General features: G+C 38.5%; 15 protein-coding genes. 8 read left to right on the top strand and 7 right to left on the bottom strand.

Features of this window, described 5'->3' with window-relative positions; all coding sequences use genetic code 11:
• The first annotated feature begins 72 nt into the window (after window positions 1-72).
• The 6 genes from ACORJQ_RS03015 (at window position 73) to ACORJQ_RS02990 (ending at window position 11,021) form a co-directional block, all read left to right on the top strand.
• Complete coding sequence (locus tag ACORJQ_RS03015) at window positions 73-1,146, top strand: AEC family transporter (protein WP_321325898.1); 1,074 nt, start codon at window positions 73-75, stop codon at window positions 1,144-1,146.
• Window positions 1,147-1,386: 240 nt separating this feature from the next.
• Window positions 1,387-3,465, top strand: a complete 2,079-nt coding sequence (locus ACORJQ_RS03010; protein WP_321325897.1) for a [FeFe] hydrogenase, group A — start codon at window positions 1,387-1,389, stop codon at window positions 3,463-3,465.
• 135 nt (window positions 3,466-3,600) lie between these two features.
• The gene (locus tag ACORJQ_RS03005; RefSeq protein WP_321325895.1) at window positions 3,601-4,002 is read left to right on the top strand and encodes a 3D domain-containing protein; all 402 of its coding nucleotides are present in this window, start codon (window positions 3,601-3,603) and stop codon (window positions 4,000-4,002) included.
• A gap of 303 nt (window positions 4,003-4,305) precedes the next feature.
• On the top strand, window positions 4,306-6,177 hold the full coding sequence (locus tag ACORJQ_RS03000; protein WP_321325893.1) for an autotransporter assembly complex protein TamA: 1,872 nt from the start codon (window positions 4,306-4,308) through the stop codon (window positions 6,175-6,177).
• Complete coding sequence (locus ACORJQ_RS02995; protein WP_321325892.1) at window positions 6,174-10,073, top strand: translocation/assembly module TamB domain-containing protein; 3,900 nt, start codon at window positions 6,174-6,176, stop codon at window positions 10,071-10,073. Before ACORJQ_RS03000 ends, ACORJQ_RS02995 begins: the two co-directional genes overlap by 4 nt.
• A gap of 237 nt (window positions 10,074-10,310) precedes the next feature.
• Window positions 10,311-11,021: an SDR family oxidoreductase gene (locus ACORJQ_RS02990; protein ID WP_321325890.1), complete on the top strand. Its 711-nt coding sequence runs from the start codon at window positions 10,311-10,313 to the stop codon at window positions 11,019-11,021.
• A gap of 24 nt (window positions 11,022-11,045) precedes the next feature.
• Here the strand turns inward: ACORJQ_RS02990 and ACORJQ_RS02985 are convergent, their stop codons facing one another.
• Window positions 11,046-12,242 (bottom strand): EAL and HDOD domain-containing protein, encoded by a 1,197-nt coding sequence (locus ACORJQ_RS02985; RefSeq protein WP_321325888.1) that lies wholly within the window; start codon window positions 12,240-12,242, stop codon window positions 11,046-11,048.
• 193 nt (window positions 12,243-12,435) lie between these two features.
• Window positions 12,436-12,996, bottom strand: coding sequence for a mechanosensitive ion channel domain-containing protein (locus ACORJQ_RS02980; protein ID WP_321325886.1), 561 nt, complete (start codon window positions 12,994-12,996; stop codon window positions 12,436-12,438).
• Window positions 12,997-13,160: 164 nt separating this feature from the next.
• Between ACORJQ_RS02980 and ACORJQ_RS02975 the strand changes: the two genes are divergently transcribed.
• Together ACORJQ_RS02975 and ACORJQ_RS02970 are read left to right on the top strand one after the other, a co-directional pair.
• Window positions 13,161-14,378 (top strand): malic enzyme-like NAD(P)-binding protein, encoded by a 1,218-nt coding sequence (locus ACORJQ_RS02975; RefSeq protein WP_321325884.1) that lies wholly within the window; start codon window positions 13,161-13,163, stop codon window positions 14,376-14,378.
• A 70-nt stretch (window positions 14,379-14,448) separates the two neighbouring features.
• Window positions 14,449-15,507: a ChaN family lipoprotein gene (locus ACORJQ_RS02970; RefSeq protein WP_321325882.1), complete on the top strand. Its 1,059-nt coding sequence runs from the start codon at window positions 14,449-14,451 to the stop codon at window positions 15,505-15,507.
• Window positions 15,508-15,543: 36 nt separating this feature from the next.
• Here the strand turns inward: ACORJQ_RS02970 and sppA are convergent, their stop codons facing one another.
• From sppA to ACORJQ_RS02945, 5 genes are all read right to left on the bottom strand, one after another.
• Window positions 15,544-16,557 carry a signal peptide peptidase SppA gene (sppA, locus tag ACORJQ_RS02965; RefSeq protein ID WP_321325880.1) on the bottom strand — a complete coding sequence of 338 codons (1,014 nt, stop codon included), beginning with the start codon at window positions 16,555-16,557 and terminating at the stop codon, window positions 15,544-15,546.
• Window positions 16,544-17,554, bottom strand: coding sequence for a 2-hydroxyacid dehydrogenase (locus ACORJQ_RS02960; protein ID WP_321325878.1), 1,011 nt, complete (start codon window positions 17,552-17,554; stop codon window positions 16,544-16,546). The genes sppA and ACORJQ_RS02960 overlap by 14 nt, the downstream gene beginning before the upstream one ends.
• A complete protein-coding gene (locus ACORJQ_RS02955) occupies window positions 17,551-18,708 on the bottom strand; it encodes a GGDEF domain-containing protein (RefSeq protein WP_321325877.1) in 1,158 nt (385 codons plus the stop codon). The genes ACORJQ_RS02960 and ACORJQ_RS02955 overlap by 4 nt, the downstream gene beginning before the upstream one ends.
• Before the next feature lie 3 nt (window positions 18,709-18,711).
• Window positions 18,712-19,923: a GGDEF domain-containing protein gene (locus tag ACORJQ_RS02950; RefSeq protein ID WP_321325876.1), complete on the bottom strand. Its 1,212-nt coding sequence runs from the start codon at window positions 19,921-19,923 to the stop codon at window positions 18,712-18,714.
• A gap of 412 nt (window positions 19,924-20,335) precedes the next feature.
• A complete protein-coding gene (locus tag ACORJQ_RS02945) occupies window positions 20,336-21,436 on the bottom strand; it encodes a TRAP transporter substrate-binding protein (protein WP_321325874.1) in 1,101 nt (366 codons plus the stop codon).
• Between the last annotated feature and the right edge of the window lie 167 nt (window positions 21,437-21,603).

The raw sequence follows: 21,603 nt of genomic DNA, 5'->3' as shown, positions 1-21,603 counted from the left end.
CCTCGACGCTGAGGAATATGGAATGGATATGAACTTACACACTATCAAATAAAAGCCTTAGCCACAATAGTTATGAAAACAGCCAACAATCATTTGTTAAAGAAAATCACCAGGCCTGATAATTTTAAGCCCCAAAATTCTGCTGCTACCGTACAATGTTTTTATTTAGACTTTTGGTCAGATCAGATAAAAATTATGCTCGCCACCTTTACCATTCTATTCCCCGTATTCGCCTTAATTGCTACTGGCTATATCAGCTATAAAACCAAAATCTTAGGCCCCGCTTCAGCCACTGAACTAAGCCGATTTGTTATTTGGTTGGCTCTACCCGCTTTGTTATTTGAGATTACCGCAAAAAGTGATTGGCAAACCCTGTTTAAAGCTGACTTTATTGCCGTTTATATTATCGGTTCTTTTGTGGTGTTTCTGCTGGTGATGTTTTGGCGACTAAGCCAAGGTAAAGATTTAGCTGAAGCCAGTATTGATAGCATGGCAGCGTCTTATGCTAATACTGGATATATTGGTTTTCCGCTGATGTATTTGGTGTTTGGTACGGTCAGTGAAGTGCCAACGGCTATTGCCAGCATCATCGTGGCATCTTTGCTATTTGGTTTTGGGATTGTTTTAATTGAAAGCGCTTTGCACGCCTCTTTAGCTTGGCACTTACGAGCGATAAATGTTTTTAAAGCGGTATTTAAAAACCCTTTAGTAGTCGCACCTATAGCTGGGGCTTTATTCTCCGCAACCCCTTACACCTTGCCAGAGAGCATTGCTACTTTTTTAAGTTTATTGGCCGATGCCGCAAGCCCAGCCGCCTTAATCAGCTTAGGGTTGTTTTTGGCTCACGCCACCGCTCAACCAAAACAAAATGCAACCGATGTTCGCAAAACCGCTCTCACTCTGACAACGGCCAAATTAATACTGCAACCTTTATTGGTGGCTTGGCTGGCTTTTTATGTTTTTGATATGCAGACTGAATTGGCGATGATGGCGGTATTTTTAGCCGCTTTACCAACCGGAACCGGCCCTTATATGTTGGCTGAATTTTATAAACGAGATGCCTTAATTACCGCACAAACGGTTCTATTATCCACCGTATTTTCTTTGCTGACTTTGTCACTATTATTACAATATGCCAAACCCTAGCAATCTAAAATTGGGATAATTAAAATAAAATATAAAATTACCAGGCCTGGTAAACCTGTTTATTGTTATGCCCTGTACATTTTTCTAAAATGTGTGCAAAGGGTAATTTAACAATCTATGTTTTGAAAAACCTTACAATTTGCAAGAGATATACTTTTTAATTTAACAGGGAATATGTAATATTCAGTTTAACTCCATCAGCTCACTCTAATCAGCTTCGTTTATCTTTGGGAGGAAACAATGATTAAAGTTACCATTAACGGACGAACGGTTGAAGTTGAAGAGGGTTCAACCTTGCTGGATGCAAGCCGTATAGCAGGTGTGCACATTCCCACACTCTGCTACTATCCTCGCCTTCCCTCCCATGCGGTATGTCGTTTATGTTTAGTGAATGTCAACAATATCGCCCGCCCCCAACCAGCCTGTAAAACCCAAGCCCAAGATGGTGACATTGTTACCACCGATTCTAAAGAAATCATTGAATTTAGAAAAGCGGATGCCGAATGGCTATTGTCGCGCCACCCTAATGACTGCATACGTTGTGAAGTGAATGGTTCATGTAAATTTCAAAACTTTGTCAGTGAATATCAACTAGAAGACCGTTGGCCAAAAGAGCTAAGAGGTTCAGTTGAACACCCAGAACATCAACTAACAGATCACACCTCCCCCAGTATTTGGCGAGATTTATCCAAATGTGTGGAATGTGGTTTATGTGTAGAAGCCTGTGGTGATGCAGGGCAACAGCAACATGTAATTTGTTTTGCGGAACATGGGTCGGGGCGATTACCCGTTACCGTATTTGATAAACCGCTTTCTGAAACCAATTGTATCTCTTGCGGTCAATGTACTCTGGTTTGCCCAACCGGTGCCTTAATCGAAATGCCACACTGGCATGATGTACTGCACACTCTTGATGCTCATAGACGTGTCTCTGCAGTACAAGTCGCCCCTGCAACTCGGGTGGCAATCAGTGAAGAGTTTGGCATGAAACCTGGCACAGTGAGTACAGGGCGAATGATTAATGCCTTAAGACAGATTGGTTTTGACTACGTATTTGACACCAATTTTGCGGCTGACTTAACCATTATGGAAGAAGCAAGCGAATTTTTAACACGTTTGAAAAACCAAAAACAATTACCTCTATTTACCTCCTGTTGCCCTGGCTGGGTGAATTGGGTTGAGATTAACCGCCCTGACCTACTGCCGCATCTCAGTACCACTAAATCTCCACAACAAATGCATGGTGCATTGACTAAACGGAGTGCCTTTGTAAAAACGCTAGGGACTGCTTTTTCAGAGGGTGATGCTGAACCTTATGTCGTGAGTGTTATGCCTTGCACGGCAAAAAAGGATGAAGCGGCTCGTCCTGGAGTATCAGGCGATGTTGACCATGTCTTAACCACTCGTGAACTCGCAAGAATGATTAAAGCTCGTGGAATTGCCTTTGGTGCTTTGTCAGAGGAAGCAGAATTTGATAACCCGCTGGGTGAAAGCACGGGTGCGGCACAAATCTTTGGTGCATCAGGTGGCGTTATGGAAGCGGTGGTACGTACGGCTTCTCACTTTATCGGTCAAGAGGATTCATTACCTTTGGAATGGCATCAACTTCGTGGAGTCAGCACGACGGGTGTGAAAGAAGCCGAGGTTCCTGGCGTAGGCAAAATTGCCATTTGTAATGGCATTGCAGTAGCACAACAAATGCTTGAAACAGAAAATTGGCGAGATGAGTATGTCGCTATTGAAGTCATGGCCTGTGTGGGTGGTTGTTTAGGCGGAGGTGGTGAACCAAAGTCGATGGATCCACTAATCCTGGAAAAACGTATGCAGGCGATTTATAACATTGATAAAAATGCCCCAAGAAGACGTTCCTATGAAAACCAAGACATACAAAAACTCTATGCAACAGAATTAGACCAACCCAATTCAGCCAAAGCCCATCAATTACTGCACACTCACTATGCTGCACGTAACAGCAAACGTTTACTGCTAATGCGTTTTCTGGATTGTGTTGATAGACGAGAGGGTAGTGAAGCGGCTAGTTTATTTCACCCTAATGCTATATGGTCAACGGCTTCTCCTTTTGGCGATATTCAAGGTGCTACAAATATAGAAACCTTTATCAACGAAAAACTCCCCGCACGTAGATATGGCCCTGATTATGTTCGCCATCAAATGGCATCCGCCGCAGATTTTAATGATCTCACTGTCATTACTCCAAACGGTGAACGCTGCCTATTTAGTTTGGAAACCGAGAGCCTGCACAATGGTTCTGAGTCCAAAACGGTCATTACACAATTAACACGAAAAACACCGGAGTGATTTAACTCTCACAACTAGATTTGGTCGTTTATCGTTTTACACAATCAAAACAGAACGTTTATTCGCTCTGCCAAGAAACTATCAAATTACGCTTAAAAACTATTACAATCAATTAAATAGGAAAAATGTGAGGTTATGATGAGAACATTATTAAACTCTTTTTTAACCGGATTGATGGGCCTGTCACTGTTTGGTTGTGGTGCTGAAGAGTCTAAACGAATTGAGTTGGAAGTGACCGCTACGGCTTATACATCAACACATTCACAAACGGATAAAACACCTTTTCTTGCCGCGTGGAACAACCCGTTAAAACCCGGAATGAAAGCGATAGCGGTTTCTAGAGACCTCTTAAAGATGGGGTTAAAAAACGGCTCAAAAGTAACCATTTCTGGCTTGCCGGGTGAATATACCGTGTTAGACAAAATGAATAAACGCTGGAAAAAGAAAATCGATATTTATATGGGGCAAGACCATAAAAAAGCCCGTGAGTGGGGCAAAAAAGAAGTGATAATCAGTTGGGCAGACCCAGTTGAATAAATGGATAAAACAGATTAAACAGATAAAACTGGCAACAGCTAATCGAAAAGTACGACACGTCTTCGCTTAAAGAGAAAACGCTATAATTCAAGATATTTGCACCAAAAACCGATGTAATTCATCATTATTATCTTTATCATATTTTTTGTATTATTTTTATCTTAAGAAGAATCTAAAAATAGCTCTAGCCTTTAATAGAAAATTAGCTCGATAAAAGAGAGAATTTTGTTATATCGAGGTTTTATTATATGTTTAACCACCGTATACTTGATTAACTTACCTCACGACTTTTCACAGCAACGCATGAACATCTCTTGGCTCTCTGTAACCGTACTTTGTCTCAGCACATTAATGTTGCCACAGCTTACCTATGCCCAAAATCCAGAGTCCGAACCACTTATTAGCGAAGATAAAGGGCTTGTAAATAAAGATTATGTAAATAAAGAACTCGCAAACAAAGAAATCAATAATAAGCCCTCTGCTCAATATCCTTTATTGCAAGTTGATCTTCAGTTTACAGGCGGTGGCGATAACAAATTAAAAGAACGCTTAATCAGTGAGATTTCTTTAGGTAACTTAAAGCGTGATCAATACCCCGCACAAACTGACTTTTTATTTAAACGCGCTGAACAAGAAATTCTAGATACCTTGCGTGCTTTAGGTTACTACGAACCCAGTCTAACCAAAAGACTCCAACGTAGTGCCAAGCAAACATTAGCCAGCTTTACCATTACCTTAGGTAAACCAGTCAAGATTCGTAACATTAATATTGTGATAGAAGGTGATGGCAAAAAATTATCTGCCTGGAAACAATTTAAAAAGTTTCAGCTAAAGCTACGTAAAGGCGATCGATTTACACATCAAAACTATACCGATACCGTTAATGCATTAAATAATTTAGCCTTAAATGAAGGCTTTATGGATGCCGTGTTTACTAAACGTAACTTTAAGGTTTATCCACACTTACATGCGGTGGATATTAACTTATACCTTGATACTAAAACAGCCTATCAATTTGGGCAGGTGAATTTTCATGGTAACAAAACAATTCAAAGCAGTTTTTTAGCTAAATTTGCTGAGTTTCAACCTGGCGATACCTTTAAAAATGCTGATATTGTGGCTTTACAGAAAAGCCTTATTGACAGCCATTATTTTGGATCAATACGGGTAATACCTCAATTTACAGAACAAAAAAATAAACGTATTCCTGTTTCAGTAGAACTTGAAGAGAGTCTAAAACATCATTACGATGCGGGTATTGGATACGGAACCGATACCGGTGCACGTATTCTCTTTGGTTTTGAAAACCGCCTCATTAACCAGCAAGGCCATAGTTATCAAATAGACAGCCTATTTGGTGAACGTGCCCAAAACTTTAATTTTAACTACCATATTCCAGGTGATCGCCCTGCGGTTCAACATTGGAATATTGGTTTTGGCTATGAGGCAACGCAGTCAGATACCCTAGATAAAACTCAAAAATCGGTTACTGCTGACTATAATTTTCAGGCTACACCAAGTTGGTTACTTAATCCGTTTGTCTCTTTTGAATCTGAAAATTATCGCTACAAAAACGCCCCTCAAGAGCTAGTCCAAACGCTTTTATTGGGTATTAACGTTAGATCACGATGGGTTAATAATGAATCGTATCCCACTTCGGGTTATCGGCATAGTGCTACGTTACGAGGCAGTTTTGACGGTATTGCCTCTGACTCTCAATTTGCTCAAATTGAATTAGCCAGCAGTGGTATTTTTCCCATAATGGATTTTTGGCGACTACATGCTAAAGCCAAAATAGCCTTAACCGCTGCCGACAAAAATCAAGTGGTACCAGCCTCTTATCGTTATTTACTGGGTGGCGAAACCTTAAGAGGTTATGCATTTGAATCTATTGGTTTACCCACCAGTACTGGAACCATTGAAGGGGCTAAAAATATGGTTTTAACCTCTTTAGAAACCGATTACCGAATCAGTGAATACTTTGGTTTAGGGGCTTTTATTGATGCTGGACAGCTTTTTGATACAACCGAATCTACCGATATTAAAGTAGGTTCGGGTTTTGGATTACGTGGTTACACGCCAGTTGGAATGGCTAAGCTGGACATTGCCTGGCCTGTATCAGAACCAGGACAACAAGATTGGCGATTACATTTCTCATTAGGGTTTGATATATGAGTACCACGCCAGAGAACCAAACACCAAATCAAGGCCTAAATCAGCCCCCAAGCCAGGCCACAAACCAATCACAACTCAGTAAGACCCTCGTGCGTGCTTATTATTGGTTTAGCCTTAGCTCAATCGGGCTGTTTTTGGTGATATTACTCACTCTAGCTGTATTGTTAGGTTTATTACTATTTAACCCAAATACCGCACAAAAAGCTTTGCCTTATATTTCAAGTTGGACTAATGGCCAGTTGCAAATTGAATCTGCTAAAGGACGCTTAATTGATGGTTTAACACTGAAAAATGTACATTATCAAGATGATACGACTAACCTACAAATTGATACTATTAGCTGGCATTGGCAACTTAAAGATTTATTAAGGAACCGTATTCAAATAGATCAACTAACGGTTTCTAAAGCTTTCTTAAAAACAGTGACACAACCAAAACAAACGACCACCACAGAAAACCCACTGGCGGCAATTTTTGCTTTTAGCAAAAACTACAGTACACAAGTGCATATAGATGACTTACAAATTCATCAAGCAAACTTACAAATTGATCAACAGCCTATTGAAGAAATTGACCAACTGAAAACCGCCCTAGAATGGCAAAACCAACAGCTTAAAATTGCCGATTTAACAGGGCAATACCAACAGATAAAAATAGCCAGTGCCGCTGATTTTACGTTGCTTAACTCAAATGAATTTTCTGCTAACTTAGCCTTAGAGTTAACCGATTTAAACACGGTTAAAAAAGGGCAAAAAGAAGCCACATCACCGCCTTTTAATTCCATAAAGTTGACCAGCAAAATTCAGGGAAACCTTAATACCGTTAACATTCAGCTTAATACCACATTACCCTACATTAGCCGCTCGCAACACACGCTAAAACTTCAAGGAAACCAGATTGCCCTTGACTCTCATTGGCAAGAATTTAAGGCCAAACTGAATACACAATGGCAACTAGAACAAACACAAGGTCACACTCAGCTTCAATATGATGCTGATGCAAAAAAACTCACCACTAATGGTCAGTTAGCACTGAGTTTTAAAAACCACCCTAAAGCCAAAATTAACTTTAATATAACGGCACCATTATCGGCGTTAATTACAAATGCGACTTTACCGAAAACAAGCAATGTAAAACCCGAAAACATGATTTTTACATTGCAAAGTCAATTGACTGATATGGGCTCTTTGCAGGCAAAAGGCACAGGTAATCTAATCACAAATCAGTTTAATATTGATGTCACCACTCAACACTTAAATTTACAATGGATTAACCCAGAAAATGATTACCAGATTACCAGCCAATTTAACTGGAAACTAAACAACTTTGTTCAACGTCAGAGCCAATTTAATATTACACAGTTTGACTTAACAGGCCTGCCAGAAAATCTATCGTTTATTGGGCAAATAAATACCAGATTAAATCCCGTCGCCAAAAGTACAGAAGTTACAAAAAACACGCTCGCTAAATATAAAATTGATATTACCAACACCCATCTTAACTACGCCAAATACAGTGGAAGCGTTCAAGCTCAGCTAGCATTAGCAGAAGATTTATCTCATGGTAATTTGCAACAAGCCCGATTGGTATTGGGTGATAATCAAGCCAATCTATCTGGACAATGGGCCAAAACGTTTGAACTTAAGCTGAATGCAAAACTGAACCAATTAAGCCAAATTTATCAGCCTTTAAGCGGTTCAATTACCCTTAATATGGATACAAAAGGTAACGTAAAAAAAGACCTTTCTGGATTTTACCAGGCCTGGTCAACCGTTCAATTAAATGCCAATCAACTCGGTTATCGTTTGCCAGCAGCTAAAAATAAACCAAGTGAAAGCTTCTCAATTAAAACCCTTAACCTTAAGGCCCAAATTCCATTGCATAAACTGGCACAGAGTGAACTACATTTACATGCCCAGAAAATCCAACAAAAAACCGGCTTACACCAAAACCAACTATTACTTTCAGCTCTGGTTTTTGATAGACAAGCACAGCCAAAAAGTAGTGGAGTTAATCCACAACCAGGCTTTACAAGCGACATCAAGCTCTCACACCCCAACTTAAGCCTGCAAGCCAGCACATATGAAACTAAACCTTCATTAGACCAACAAACAATTCGTTTAAAGCAGTTTGATATCAAACAACCAAACGTGGGTGACTGGTCATTAAAACAAGCCACCAATATCGATTGGAAAAGCCCTAACCAAATTAAAATAGCCAATCTTTGCATTGCATCTCAAACAACTCAAAATTCAGAATTTTGCCTGAAAAGTGATGCAACTCAAGCAGAATGGAGTATGCACGCCCTGCCTATTTTTGATTGGTTAGAACCCTGGCTAACTTCAAATATTAAACTCAAAGGGCAATTAAATGGTCAAGGGAATGCCAATTGGAAAAACAAACTGGTTGCTAATCAATCACTAACCGTTCCGCAACTTGATGTCACTCTGATTGAACAAGGTTTTGTGTTTCCTATTTCTGTTAAAAACTGGCAAACACAGGCCAAAATAACACCCAATACTGCCAATATAAAAAGCCAAGCTCAGCTAAATGAAACAGGACATTTAAATCTTCAAATCGATAGTCAAAAACAAACTAACCAGGCCTGGTTAAATGCAAAAATAAAGGGCGATATTACAGCCACTCTTAATGAATGGACTTTAAATAAACGGGCCTTAGAATTTGTGGAACTACACAAAACCGCTTTAAAATTACACAGCCAACTTTCTGGAAAATTAAACGCACCAAAACACAATACCCAAGCCAATTTAGATGTAAAACTTGACTTACCCCTACTTGGTTTGAGTGATCAATCAATCAATTTAACGGCCAATGTCACCCCTAAAACCATTGATGCAACAGGTTTATGGACTCAAACCAATAACCGCCATGCAGATTTAAGTGTAAAACTGGTAGATTTACAGACCCAACCTAAACTCTTAGCTAACTTTAAAACCGACACCATTGAACTACTTAAAACGCAATTTGCCGAGTTAAATACCTCTGCTAATATTGATGTTACCTTGCTAGAAGGTGCGACCCATATCAAAGGTTTTGCCCAACTGCACGACAGTAGTTTAAATTTGGATAAGATGCCATTGCACGAACGCACATCCACCAGTGATGATGAAATCATTATCGATAAACAAGGCAATGAAGTGCCAAAACAAGAGATGATTAGTCAGTTAAGTTATGACCTAAAAATTGGTTTTGGCAAACAAGTGAAAATCAATGTGCGTGATGCAGAGACCTTTTTAGGTGGCGAACTACAACTTGTTAAACAAGGTGATAGCCCAGACTTACAAGCCTTAGGAGAGGTGAAATTATTGAGTGGTTACATTAATCTTGATGCACGTAATCAGATACAAATTGCAAAGTCGAGTTTTAGCTTTAATGGTGCTATTGGCAACCCAGCTTTAAATGTGAATTTATTTAGAGTGGTTGATCAAACCACAGCACGACTGAATATTACCGGCACAGCAACACAACCCCAATTTGCCTTTTATTCAGATCCATCTACTTCACAAGGTCGAATCATCAATTTGCTTATATTTGGTCGAGCTGGCGATTCATCACAAGAACCTAACTATCAATCTCAAGTACTCAGTGCCTTCTATAAATTAGGTATTCAAAACAATACCCCAGTACTCAATACCCTAACTCGTACCTTAGGCATTGAAGATGTATATTTTGATGTAAAAGACCAAAAAGTCAGTAATTTATTAGTGGGCCGTGCTTTGACCGATAAACTTTATGTTCGCTATGCCAAAGACCTAACAGGCCAACAAAATAATGCCGTACAGTTTTTTTACCAACTCACACAAAAACTACTGATTAAAAGTAACAGTGCGGACGATAGTAGTTCTGTTGATTTAATTTATCGCATAGAACGCTAAGTCTTATATGAATTTACCAGGCCTGGTAAAATCACAAAATGAGCAAACAAATTCGTTATAAAACTCCACACAATTGTGAAATATTTAGGTGATTATTTAAGACATTCACTAGATTTATACGCGATTTACACCAAAGTTATTCGAGAGACCTTTTCATAAGTGCTTTTCATGAAACCTTTACACAATTAGCATTACAGGTAAGAATGGTCTAAATGAATTAAAACCGAGTACAAAATTATGAGACATGTAGTAATTACTGGCGGCAATAAAGGCATTGGCCTTGCCTTAACCCAAAAATTTGTAGAAGCCGGTGATACCGTGCAAATTATTGCCCGTGATTTTAGCAATCAAGAAGATTTTGATTACCAGAATCATCCACAAGTGACTTGCACAGAATTTGATTTAACCGATATTGAAAATCTACCAGGCCTGGTAGATTCAATTGAACAGATCGATGTGTTAATTAACAATGCGGGTTTACTGCAACCAATTACCATTGATAATTACCCAGACGATGATCGTGATTACTCTTTGCAATTAAATATCATATCGCCAGTGACATTAACTCAACTGCTTACAGACAAACTAAAAACCACATCAAATTACACACCAAGAGTTGTCAATAATGCTTCCATTGCGGGGCAAATTGGTCATCCAGACATTTGGTATGGCATTAGTAAAGCGGGGTTAATTAACGCCACCAAAAGTTTTGCTAAGTTTTTTCAAGGAGAGATTATTATCAACGCGGTAGCACCTAGTCCAGTTGAAACTGACATGCTTAATAGTATTCCGCAACACCGCCAACAAGCCTTTTTAAGTAATACGATTGATGGTCGTTTTGCTACCGCTCAAGAAGTGGCAGAAACCATGTATTGGCTAGCCACCAGTTCACCCGAATACATTAATGGTAGCTGCATTGACATTAACAATGGCTCTTTTCCTAGATAAAACGATTTGTTATTGAATATACAACTAGATATCAGACAAAGCATTGACTTCTTTCAGTGCTTCTAAATAAATTAAGGCATACTCCTGATGCTCATCCGCCGCATTCATCTCAAAAGATTTTGCGGTATTAAGCAATCGCCCATACTCACCTTCGCCCTTTAATAAACCTTGCTTAATATTGTCATTAAGAGGAATTTGCTCCAAAGCTTTTTCTAAATTTTGACCAACTATCACATCAACCATAGAAAACAAACCCGCTAAGTAATAGCTATCTACCGCTGGCAATTTTAATTTTTGGGCAACGTTACGCATAAAAATAGCTCGCAAACGAGCTAAGTTAAAGACTTCTGGTAAAACATCTTCTACAGCCGTCATAGAAAGCATGGTTGCCCACGATTGGACTCGCTTTAAACCAAACAACGTAAGTACATCTTTAAGCGATGAAAAATCAGGCATAGTCTGCGTTTTATACTGTTTGGCTAACTTCATTATTTTGATACTTAAGCCAATATCTTTTTCAATGATGTTAGCTAAATCATCAAGGTGAAGAGATTCATCCACCACTTTTTCTAAAAGCTCAAGCAGATTAATTTTTGCCACACTCAATTTTTTACCTGTTACCACTTCTGGCTTGGCAAAATAGTAACCTTGAAACAAATTTGCACCCGCCTCTTTACAAAGCTCATACATTTCTTTAGTTTCAACACGTTCGGCGAGAATAATAACGTCTTTTAGCTGTCTGATTTTTTGAAAGAGTGGTTTAATTTTTTCAGGATCAATATCCAAGACATCAAATTTAACAATATCTGCCAGCTTGATAAACGGAATAAATTTCTTACTAAAAATAAAGTCATCTAAAGCAATCATATAGCCTTGCTCTTTCAAGTAAGTAACACTTTCAATGACTTCTTCGGTAGGTTCAACGGTTTCTAAAATTTCTATTACCGCTTGAGAATGATGAAAACACGGATCTCGCATTTCAAAAAAGAATTCTTCAGGAAAGTTAATAAAGGCTTTAGCACTGCCTATTAACTGGTTTAACCCCATGTACATCATGGCATTACAAATAACAGTAGCGGTTGCTTGACTAGGAGAGTCAAAATCAGCCTGATTAGGGTTTAACCCGCCTCGGAATAATAATTCATAACCATAAATATTATTCTGTACGTCTAGAATTGGCTGTCGGCCAACAAAAAAATCTTCTTTTTGTTCCGATTGCATTTAATTTAACCCTATAAATCATTTTTAGCTTTTTCAATTCTATTAGTTTATAGGTCTAAAAATATTTAACCATTCAAATATTCTAGGGTATAGATAAATAGAAACTAACCCTATATTATTTAATTGCACAAACCTCCCCATCTTTAGGTTCTAGAGCCCATTAGTTTTATAAAACATTCACTTAGCATTAGCGTTATTTAGAGCGAGATTGCGAGCGTTTTGCCCAAGAAGAGATAGATTCTGTATTGTCTGTTTTACTTTTTTCTACCATTTTTATGACTGGCCGCTGTAACACCAAGTTATTTGGGTAGGCAATTTCTTGATTATCTTCATCTATTAATAACACCTGAAACAGATTGATTTCAGTAATAGTGCCTTTAATTCTAGTTGCACCATCCACAATTTCAACGGTGTCACCAATACGTGCCGGAAAAGCAAAAAACACAATGACCCCTGCAGTGATATTACTCAAGATAGACCATTGGGCAACGAGTGCCACACCAATTACTGCAAGCACCGAAGATAAAAACACTAACATGCCCGCGTAATCTACACCCCATACCATCATTAAGGTAAGAACCAGCACGATAAAAAGAATCAAAATAAAATAGTTGGTTACATTCTTAATACGAATCTCTGGTACTTGTTTAGCTCTGCCAAGTTTTAGTATGAGTTCGACTAGAAGCCATTTACTGAAAAAGTACCCAGCTATTAACGCAATGGTTAATGCTATTTGAAAATAATATCGCTCCATATATAACCTTTAATTAACGATTGTCTTTGTATTTACTTTCTTTATATTCTATAACTACTCTACTGTTATATATAACCATAAAAAGCGGTGATTTCGTTTATTTTATAATTTGTTTTACAATCTAGGACCACACTTAAATATAAGCTACAAGCCTTGAGGATTCTATGAGTGATTTACGTACCGATGCCCTGCACTATCATGAACTACCCAAACCAGGAAAACTTGAAACAGCCCTGACCAAACCTTGTGAAACTCAACGTGATTTAAGCTTAGCATATAGCCCTGGTGTGGCAGAACCTGTACGAGAAATTGAAAAAAATCCTAATGATGCTTATCGCTACACCGGCAAAGGTAACTTGGTGGGAGTTATCTCGAATGGTACCGCGGTTTTAGGATTAGGTGATACTGGAGCTTTAGCCAGCAAACCGGTTATGGAAGGCAAAGGCATGCTCTTTAAACGTTTTGCCAATATTGATGTGTTTGATATTGAGGTCGATTGCCATGATACCCAAGAGCTGATTCAAACCATAGCCAATATCGCCCCCACATTTGGTGGCATTAATTTAGAAGATATAGCCGCACCGCAATGTTTTGAAGTAGAACAAGCACTTAAAGCTAAATTAGATATTCCGGTATTTCATGACGACCAACATGGCACCGCCATTGTTGCATCAGCCGGTCTCATTAATGCTTTAGAACTACAACATAAAACCCTAGAGCTAGCCAGAATTGTTTGCGTGGGAGCTGGTGCTGCAGGTATTGCCTGTATGAACTTACTCATGGCAATGGGGGCAAAAAAATCCAATATTACATTAGTAGATAGCCAAGGCATTGTAAGTACCCATCGTACAAATTTAAACCGCTATAAAGAAGCCTTTGCTTTAGAGACCGATAAAACAACCTTGGCAGAAGCGATGGAAAATGCCGATGTATTTTTTGGCGTGTCTGGTAAAGATATTTTAACGGTGGATATGTTATTAACCATGGCCGCTAACCCCATTGTTTTTGCTATGGCGAACCCTGACCCTGAAATTGATCCCAACTTGGCACACAAAACCCGTGATGACGTCATTGTGGCCACTGGACGAAGTGATTACCCAAACCAAGTAAATAATGTTTTAGGGTTTCCGTATATTTTTAGGGGAGCTTTAGATGTCCGAGCCTCCGAAATCAATATGCCAATGCAGATTGCCGCCGTAGAAGCCCTAAGAAAGCTCGCTCATAGCACGGTACCTGCCGTGGTATTAGAAGGTTACGGGCTTAAAGAATTAAGCTATGGTAAAGAGTATATTTTGCCAAAACCAAATGACCCAAGATTGATTAATGTGATTCCTGCGGCAATTAGTCAAGCCGCTATTGACTCTGGTGTTGCTCGTATTTAACAATCAACAAACAGATAAACCTTAGTCGGTTTAACCAATAAAAACAGCTCTTTTCAGCCTGTGGATAACTATGTATAAAACTCAATTCATCCCCAAACCAAGCCACTTTTTCTTTGGTTTATTCGCTATTGCTTTTTTACTGGCTGGCTGTAGCAACCAACCAATCAAAGCGCCTTTAGCCAATCAACCAAAAGCAAAAGAGGTTCATAAAACAGAACTCGCCACAGCCTATGACTATGATTTGGTTAATCAGCAGTTACAACCCATTTCTTTAAAACAACTTATCACAGAATTAAAAGATACCGATATTGTGTTTATTGGTGAATTTCATGGCAATCACGCATCTGCTTTATTAGAGATGCAAGTTTTGGCGGGTCTCTATCAACAAAGTGAACTTCAAAATCAAAATATCGTCTTAAGCATGGAAATGTTTAACCGTGATCAGCAAGAGATTTTAAACCAGTATTTAGACAGTGAAATAGGTGAAGTACAACTCATTAAAGAAGCCCCTGCTTGGAACAACTACGTGGCAAGTTATCGTCCGTTGGTTGAGTTTGCCAAACAACGGTTTGTGCCCGTTGTTGCCGCCAATGCAGCGGCAGATATTGTGCGTTGTGTTGGCCGTGAAGGACAAAACTATATCAGCAAGCTAACCCCACAAGAAAAGAGCACCATTGCCAAACACCCTTTTGCAGAAATACCGGGTTATAAAAACAAATTTGCAAGTTTTTTAGGTGAGATGCGACACCTACCTGAAAATCGTAAAAACAACAGTTATTCAGCTCAAATCACTCGTGATAACACCATGGCTGAATCTATTTACCAGGCCTGGTTAAATCATCCAAATTTAAAAGTAGTCCACATTAATGGTAGTTTTCATAGCGAGAATCATTTGGGAACCGTAGCCGCATTACATCGCTTAGACCCAAAGCTAAAAATAAAAGTGATTACCCCAATTAGGGTTGAGAGTACGGCGGATATTAGCCGTTTTAATAAACAGACAGCTAACGCCAAAGATGATTATTTGTATTTTATTAAACCGCAACCAGAGCAATATGTGGATGCGGCATATAAAATGCGAGACCGCCGAGCAATGTTTAAACGCTCGGATTTAAAAAGCTGTAAATAAGCTTAAACTTAGATTTAAGCATTACTGCTTTAACAGTTACTGCAAATACAAATAGTACATGCCAGACTTAAGTTTTAATTGGTCTAGCATAGGAATATCTAAAATCTTCCAGGCCTGGTCTGAGCTATTTGCTTGCATAGAAGGTGAATAACTGGTGGCATTGGCATTTTCTGTAAAACGATAAGTCACAACTTTACAGTCTTTGCTATCGGCAAGTTTACAGGCCTTTTTAGTGGCATCACTCAGATACCCTAAAGAATCAATTAATCCAGTTTGTACAGCCGTTTCGCCGGTAAAGACTCTAGCGGTTTTTAACACGGCCATTTGTGAATCTGATAATTTACGTTTAGTTTGCACAATCTCATAAAAACGGTTGGCCATTTGATCCACCAGGCCTTGAAAAACCTGTTTATCAGACTCACTCGCTTGTCTAAAAGGGGAACCCATATCTTTGTTTTCACCCGTTTTATACACATTAACTTCAGCCCCTACTTTCTTCATGGTGCCAGATAAATCAGCGTTAATAATAATTACCCCCACTGATCCGGTGATAGTGGATGGATGTGCCTGAATATGGTCCGCAGCCATCGCAATATATAACCCGCCAGATGCGGCAACATCCATCATTTGCACATAGATTTTTTTATGAGTACGCTCTTTAAAGGCCATTAACTCATGGTACAAAATATCGCTTACCGTCACCCCTCCGCCTGGACTATTAATCTTGAGCAATACAGCTTTAATTTTTTTGTCTTTTTCCGCTTTTTTAAGCTGCATCATCACCGAATCTAGCAAGCTAGGTGCGGTAGATAACAGACCTGTTTTTGGACTATCGCTTAACAGGCCGTTGATATTAATAATCAACACCTTATCATCACTTTTACCTTTTTCAATCACCTGTTCTTGAATCGGTTTATCGTAAGACTGACCTAACTTAATAGTGGCACAGCCAGAGAGTAAAACGGTGCTTAATAAACCTATAATAACTAAAGCTGGTAATTTGCAACCTGTGCTTAGTTGACTCAAGTAGGACAAATTAATGTGTTTCACAAGTAACCTCATTTTCTAAACAACTCGTGGTTTCTGGGTTATTGATATATTCATGAATATTCGCGGTAGTGGTTTGTGCAATATGAGTAAGAGCCTCTTCTGTAAAGTAGGCTTGGTGTCCGGTAATTAAAACGTTTGGAAAGGTCAGTAAACGTTCAAAGGCATCATCTTGAATAATTTCACAAGAGTGGTCTTCAAAAAACAGAGCACCCTCTTTTTCGTATACATCCATGCCCAAGTAACCAATTTTTTTGCTTTTTAAGCCCTCAATTAATGCCATGGTGTCCATTAAGGCTCCTCGGCCAGTGTTAATTAACATGACACCATTTTTCATTTGTTCGATAGTTTGCAAGTTAATAAGATGATTAGTTTCTGGGGTTAACGGGCAGTGTAAAGAAATAATATCAGACTGAGTAAACAGTTCAGCAAGCTCAACCTGCTTAATGCCTAAATCTTTACAGGCCTCGCATGTGTATGGATCGTAAATCAATATTTCACAACCAAATGCTTGCAACATTTGACCCACTAAACGGCCGATTTTACCTGCACCTACAATCCCCACAGTTTTGCCATACATATCAAAACCCAACATGCCGTTTAAAGAGAAGTTACCCTCTCGCACTCGGTTATAAGCTCGATACAGCTTGCGGTTTAAACCTAGCATTAAAGCCACTGTATGCTCAGCTACTGCATAGGGTGAATAGGCTGGTACTCTTACCACCTTAATACCTAAAGATTTGGCGGCCTCTAAATCTACATGATTAAAACCTGCACAGCGCAAGGCAATAAGCTTTGTTCCACCTTCAGCCAGCAAGGTTAAAACTTTGGCATCTAAACGATCATTAACAAAAGCAGAAATCACTTCAGCATCTTTTGCATAAGCAATAGTATTTAGATCTAAAGGCACCTCTAAATACAAGGTTTCCCATTGATGATGAAACTCTCTACACAGAACCTGTTTGTCATAGGGTTTAGCACTGTAAGCAACAATTTTCATGCACAAGATCCTTCTTCATCTAGGGGTAAAATAATTTGGGCTTGATTTCTACCTTGCTCTTTAGCTTGATATAAGGCATCGTCGGCAATTCTATAAATACAATTCAGAGTATCTAGGCTTTCAACCTTAGCAGAAAAAATACCTATTGAAATGGTAACGTATTTTTCTGGTGCTTTTGTTGAATGTAGTATTTGTAAAGCCTCAACTTCATCTTTTAGTTTTGAAATCCACTCACTCGTTTCCGCGGGATTATTAGTCACTAAAAGACCGCCAAATTCTTCTCCACCTAATCTAAACACTAAGTCATCTTGGCGTTTGATGTAATTATGAACCGCTGTAGCGACTTGCTTTAAAACATCGTCACCTTGGTAGTGACCATACTCATCGTTATAAAGTTTAAAGTGATCAATATCTAAAATAAAAAACGTCAAATATAAGTCGGAACCTTTAAGCTCTTTAAGTTTTTTTTCTAACACTTCTTTAAAGTAATGACGGTTATACAACTCAGTTAATGCATCTACAGTAGATAGACGTCTTAACTCATCAGCATAGCGTTTTTCTTTTTTACGTTGTTTGTTAATCTGGTGATTTAACCCTGTATTGGCAATATCCATAACCACGGTAAGTAACAAACTGATAACTGAGGCTAAAATAAAGCGAACTAAACTCGTTTGGGTCCAATATTTATCATCCCATGCATCTAATCCCCAAATGGCCATGCTAAATATCACGACATAAAACAATAGTAAATAACGTAAACCGGCTTTAAGCCCTGTTAATGTAATGATCACAAAAGGCACAAACAATCCCCAAATCAAGCCATATTCTGCCGCCTGATTGAGGTAGGTGAATAGAATAAAATACACCATAACCATAAAAGCCATAATATGACCTTTTCGGCCCATTTCTTTGGTTTGATACAACCCAAAAAGCAAGCTCGCTATAATAAATACAGCAATAAAATTGAGTATTGCCGTGTAGTGAAGCCCCGTTACAAAAACGTGAAACAATACAAAAATAGAAAGCGATATTAAAACTACCGTCATTATTGCCGCATTCAAAAGTTGCCTAAAGGCATCAAAAGGCCTTTCCAACATCATTTCTTGATTAACAAATAATTTTTGAAAACCATTTTTCATCTGTTTAAAAAACAATACTTATTTTCCTTTAAGAGTTTTCTGGTTGTGAGTCTCACCATGATGGTGTTTATCACCATCACTTGTTTGATAACGGTTATCTATAACAAACCGATTTCTTCCTTCATTTTTTGCTTTATACAGAGCCTTATCGGCATTTCTATATAGCTCTTCCATGGTGATTGAACTTGCTGGTTTCATGGTGCTTACCCCACCAGAAATGGTAACAAAGGGTAAACCCACACCTGGTGCATGTTTGATTTTAAGTGATTCAACAACCTGAGAGAGCTGCTTTAACCATTGAGCCATTTTCTCTGGTTTACGGGCATCTAACAAACCACCAAATTCTTCACCGCCCAACCTAAAAACCAAATCATTTTCACGCTGAATAAACTTTCTTATTGCAACGGCTATCCGCTGAATAACCTCATCACCCGCTTGGTGGCCGTAGTAGTCGTTATAGGCTTTAAAATAGTCAATATCCACAATAAAAAACATCAGGGAATGTTTAGCATGTGCAAGCTCGTTAATCTTTTCCTGAAAAACTTGGTTAAAGTAATGGCGGTTATACAATCCAGTTAATCCATCAGTCCTTGACATGATTTTAAGTTCATTCAAATACAGTAATTCTTTTTGACGCATACCTGATTCACGTTTATGAGCAAGTACCTTTGTATAATCAATTAACAATGCAATCATTAACGCCAGAATTAATGATGCAACTAACCGATAAAAGTGAACACTATTCCATTCTCCGTTATCCCAAACACCAATATTAAGGTAAGCCAATGGAAACATAATGGCGAAAAAAGAGAGTACATACCACAACCCTTTTTTCCAACCATTTACCAATATGATAAAAAATGGTAAAAACACCACCCATATAAAACTCATATTTTCATTCTGCGTGGTGCCCATAAAAAAGCAGTAAATAACCACAGTACCCACTGCCATAAAATGGCCAAACATCTGTAATGATTTTTTAATTCTTAATTGTATTAACAGTGCCGTTACAAAAAATAACGCTAGTGCATCAAATAACGCAATGACATAATTACCTGTAATCAGTAAATGATAAATGGTAAAAAAACCAACTAGAACACCAACAACATACAAAACAGCATTAGCTACAAGCAATCGAGAAAAAATCTGACTATCTTCAATATAAATCCCTGAGGTTAATATCTTTAACCAAAAAGACTCTTTACAGATATCTTTTAAGAAGTTAATCATTCTGTAACCTTTATCTCTAAATAAACTCTAAATAAATCGTATTAGAGCAGAGTAACATGCCATCCTCTTTCTCTTTCAGTATAGTCCTTTTAATGCAAATAAAAACACCGAAAAATACTCAGGAATTCAATATTTTAGCTTATATAAGACAATGGCTATGCGGAAGGTTTTATAACAACAGATTAATCCTCCTTATAACAATATAATCCGGATTAAAAAATGTTCTTGGTAGCTTACTTTAGAATTTATTTTACAACCAATTAAGATTTAAAAAGACTGAACAGTAAATTTACAAACAGGCATAAAAAAACCCAATTCACCAGACCTTTATGCCCCCTTGCGGGGTGGGGTAAATTGGGTTTTTAATTTAAAACAAATTAGCTTTGATAGACCACGAGAAGGTCTATTTTAATTAAAGCGAACGAGCTCTTAAGAATGCTTGTTCAGAAACTGCCGTCCATTGCATAACTTGTTCTTTAAAGGCTTTTTGCGATGCCCAAACTTTAGCAGATAATGGATCTTTTGCCGCTTCTTCATCAATGACTTCTTCAGATATTTCTTTAAGCTTTTTTAATACATCATCAGGGAAGTATCTTAATTCCACATGATGTTCATGAATTAAGGTTTGTAATGCTTGCTCATTACGTGCTGTATATTCTGACAACATATCAGCATTAGCGACCTTCATGGCATTACGAACGATACTTTGTAAGTCAGCTGGCAACTCATTAAAGGCGGCTTCATTAATCATACATTCCATAGTCGTTCCTGGCTCATGCCAACCTGGTGTATAGTAATATTTAGCGACTTTATAAAAACCAAACGCTAAATCGTTATATGGGCCAACCCACTCAGAGGCATCTAAAGCACCAGACTGCATTGATGGAAATAACTCACCACCTGGTAAAGTTACTGGAATACCACCCGCACGTTTTAAGACTTCACCGCCAAAACCAGGCATACGCATCTTAAGGCCTTTTAAGTCTTCTATAGAGTTAATCTCTTTATTAAACCAACCCCCCATTTGCGTACCCGAATTACCGCCCGCATTAGGAATTAAACCAAAAGGTTTATAAGCTTCTTCCCACAATTCTAGACCACCACCATAAAACAACCAGGCGTTCATCTCTTGGGCTGTTAAGCCAAAAGGCACTGATGAAAAGAACGGAGCTGAAGGAATTTTACCTTTCCAATAATAGGCCCCAGCGTGACCTAATTGAGCATTACCACGTGAAACCGCATCAAACACTTCAAAGGCACCAACCAATTCACCGGCACCATATACTTTAACTTCAATACGCCCGCCAGACATCTCATTAATCAGTTTGGCGATATTGTTAGCACCCGTTCCTAATCCAGGAAAGTTTTTAGGCCAAGTGGTGACCATTTTCCATTTAAACGTTTTTTGTGGGGCAGCAGCGGCTTGGGTAGGTGTATCTTCTGTACCACAAGCAGTTAAAGCGGTTGCCGCAGTGGCACCAGCCATTGCTCCTATAAAATCTCTACGTTTCATTTGCCATGCTCCTTAGTCATTTGTTTGAACATTTTAAGCAAAAACAGACACAAAATGGCTTTTTTTAAAAAAATCAGAAGATAACAACTATACGGTATGGCTTTTGCTGAGTAATACCAATACTAATCGTTAATTATTGAACAAAACCAGTTATTTTGTTCGGGGGC

This window comes from Thiomicrorhabdus sp. (genome assembly GCF_963662555.1).
In the GTDB taxonomy this organism is placed as follows: domain Bacteria; phylum Pseudomonadota; class Gammaproteobacteria; order Thiomicrospirales; family Thiomicrospiraceae; genus Thiomicrorhabdus.
This window is presented reverse-complemented; position numbering and strand designations above follow the sequence as displayed.

What these genes read in the sequence shown, in the direction of transcription:
- ACORJQ_RS03015 (WP_321325898.1), top strand. Translation starts at nt 73, where the DNA reads ATGAAAACAGCCAACAATCATTTGTTAAAGAAAATCACCAGGCCTGAT.
- ACORJQ_RS03010 (WP_321325897.1), top strand. Translation starts at nt 1,387, where the DNA reads ATGATTAAAGTTACCATTAACGGACGAACGGTTGAAGTTGAAGAGGGT.
- ACORJQ_RS03005 (WP_321325895.1), top strand. Translation starts at nt 3,601, where the DNA reads ATGATGAGAACATTATTAAACTCTTTTTTAACCGGATTGATGGGCCTG.
- ACORJQ_RS03000 (WP_321325893.1), top strand. Translation starts at nt 4,306, where the DNA reads ATGAACATCTCTTGGCTCTCTGTAACCGTACTTTGTCTCAGCACATTA.
- ACORJQ_RS02995 (WP_321325892.1), top strand. Translation starts at nt 6,174, where the DNA reads ATGAGTACCACGCCAGAGAACCAAACACCAAATCAAGGCCTAAATCAG.
- ACORJQ_RS02990 (WP_321325890.1), top strand. Translation starts at nt 10,311, where the DNA reads ATGAGACATGTAGTAATTACTGGCGGCAATAAAGGCATTGGCCTTGCC.
- ACORJQ_RS02985 (WP_321325888.1), bottom strand. Translation starts at nt 12,242, where the DNA reads ATGCAATCGGAACAAAAAGAAGATTTTTTTGTTGGCCGACAGCCAATT.
- ACORJQ_RS02980 (WP_321325886.1), bottom strand. Translation starts at nt 12,996, where the DNA reads ATGGAGCGATATTATTTTCAAATAGCATTAACCATTGCGTTAATAGCT.
- ACORJQ_RS02975 (WP_321325884.1), top strand. Translation starts at nt 13,161, where the DNA reads ATGAGTGATTTACGTACCGATGCCCTGCACTATCATGAACTACCCAAA.
- ACORJQ_RS02970 (WP_321325882.1), top strand. Translation starts at nt 14,449, where the DNA reads ATGTATAAAACTCAATTCATCCCCAAACCAAGCCACTTTTTCTTTGGT.
- ACORJQ_RS02960 (WP_321325878.1), bottom strand. Translation starts at nt 17,554, where the DNA reads ATGAAAATTGTTGCTTACAGTGCTAAACCCTATGACAAACAGGTTCTG.
- ACORJQ_RS02950 (WP_321325876.1), bottom strand. Translation starts at nt 19,923, where the DNA reads ATGATTAACTTCTTAAAAGATATCTGTAAAGAGTCTTTTTGGTTAAAG.
- ACORJQ_RS02945 (WP_321325874.1), bottom strand. Translation starts at nt 21,436, where the DNA reads ATGAAACGTAGAGATTTTATAGGAGCAATGGCTGGTGCCACTGCGGCA.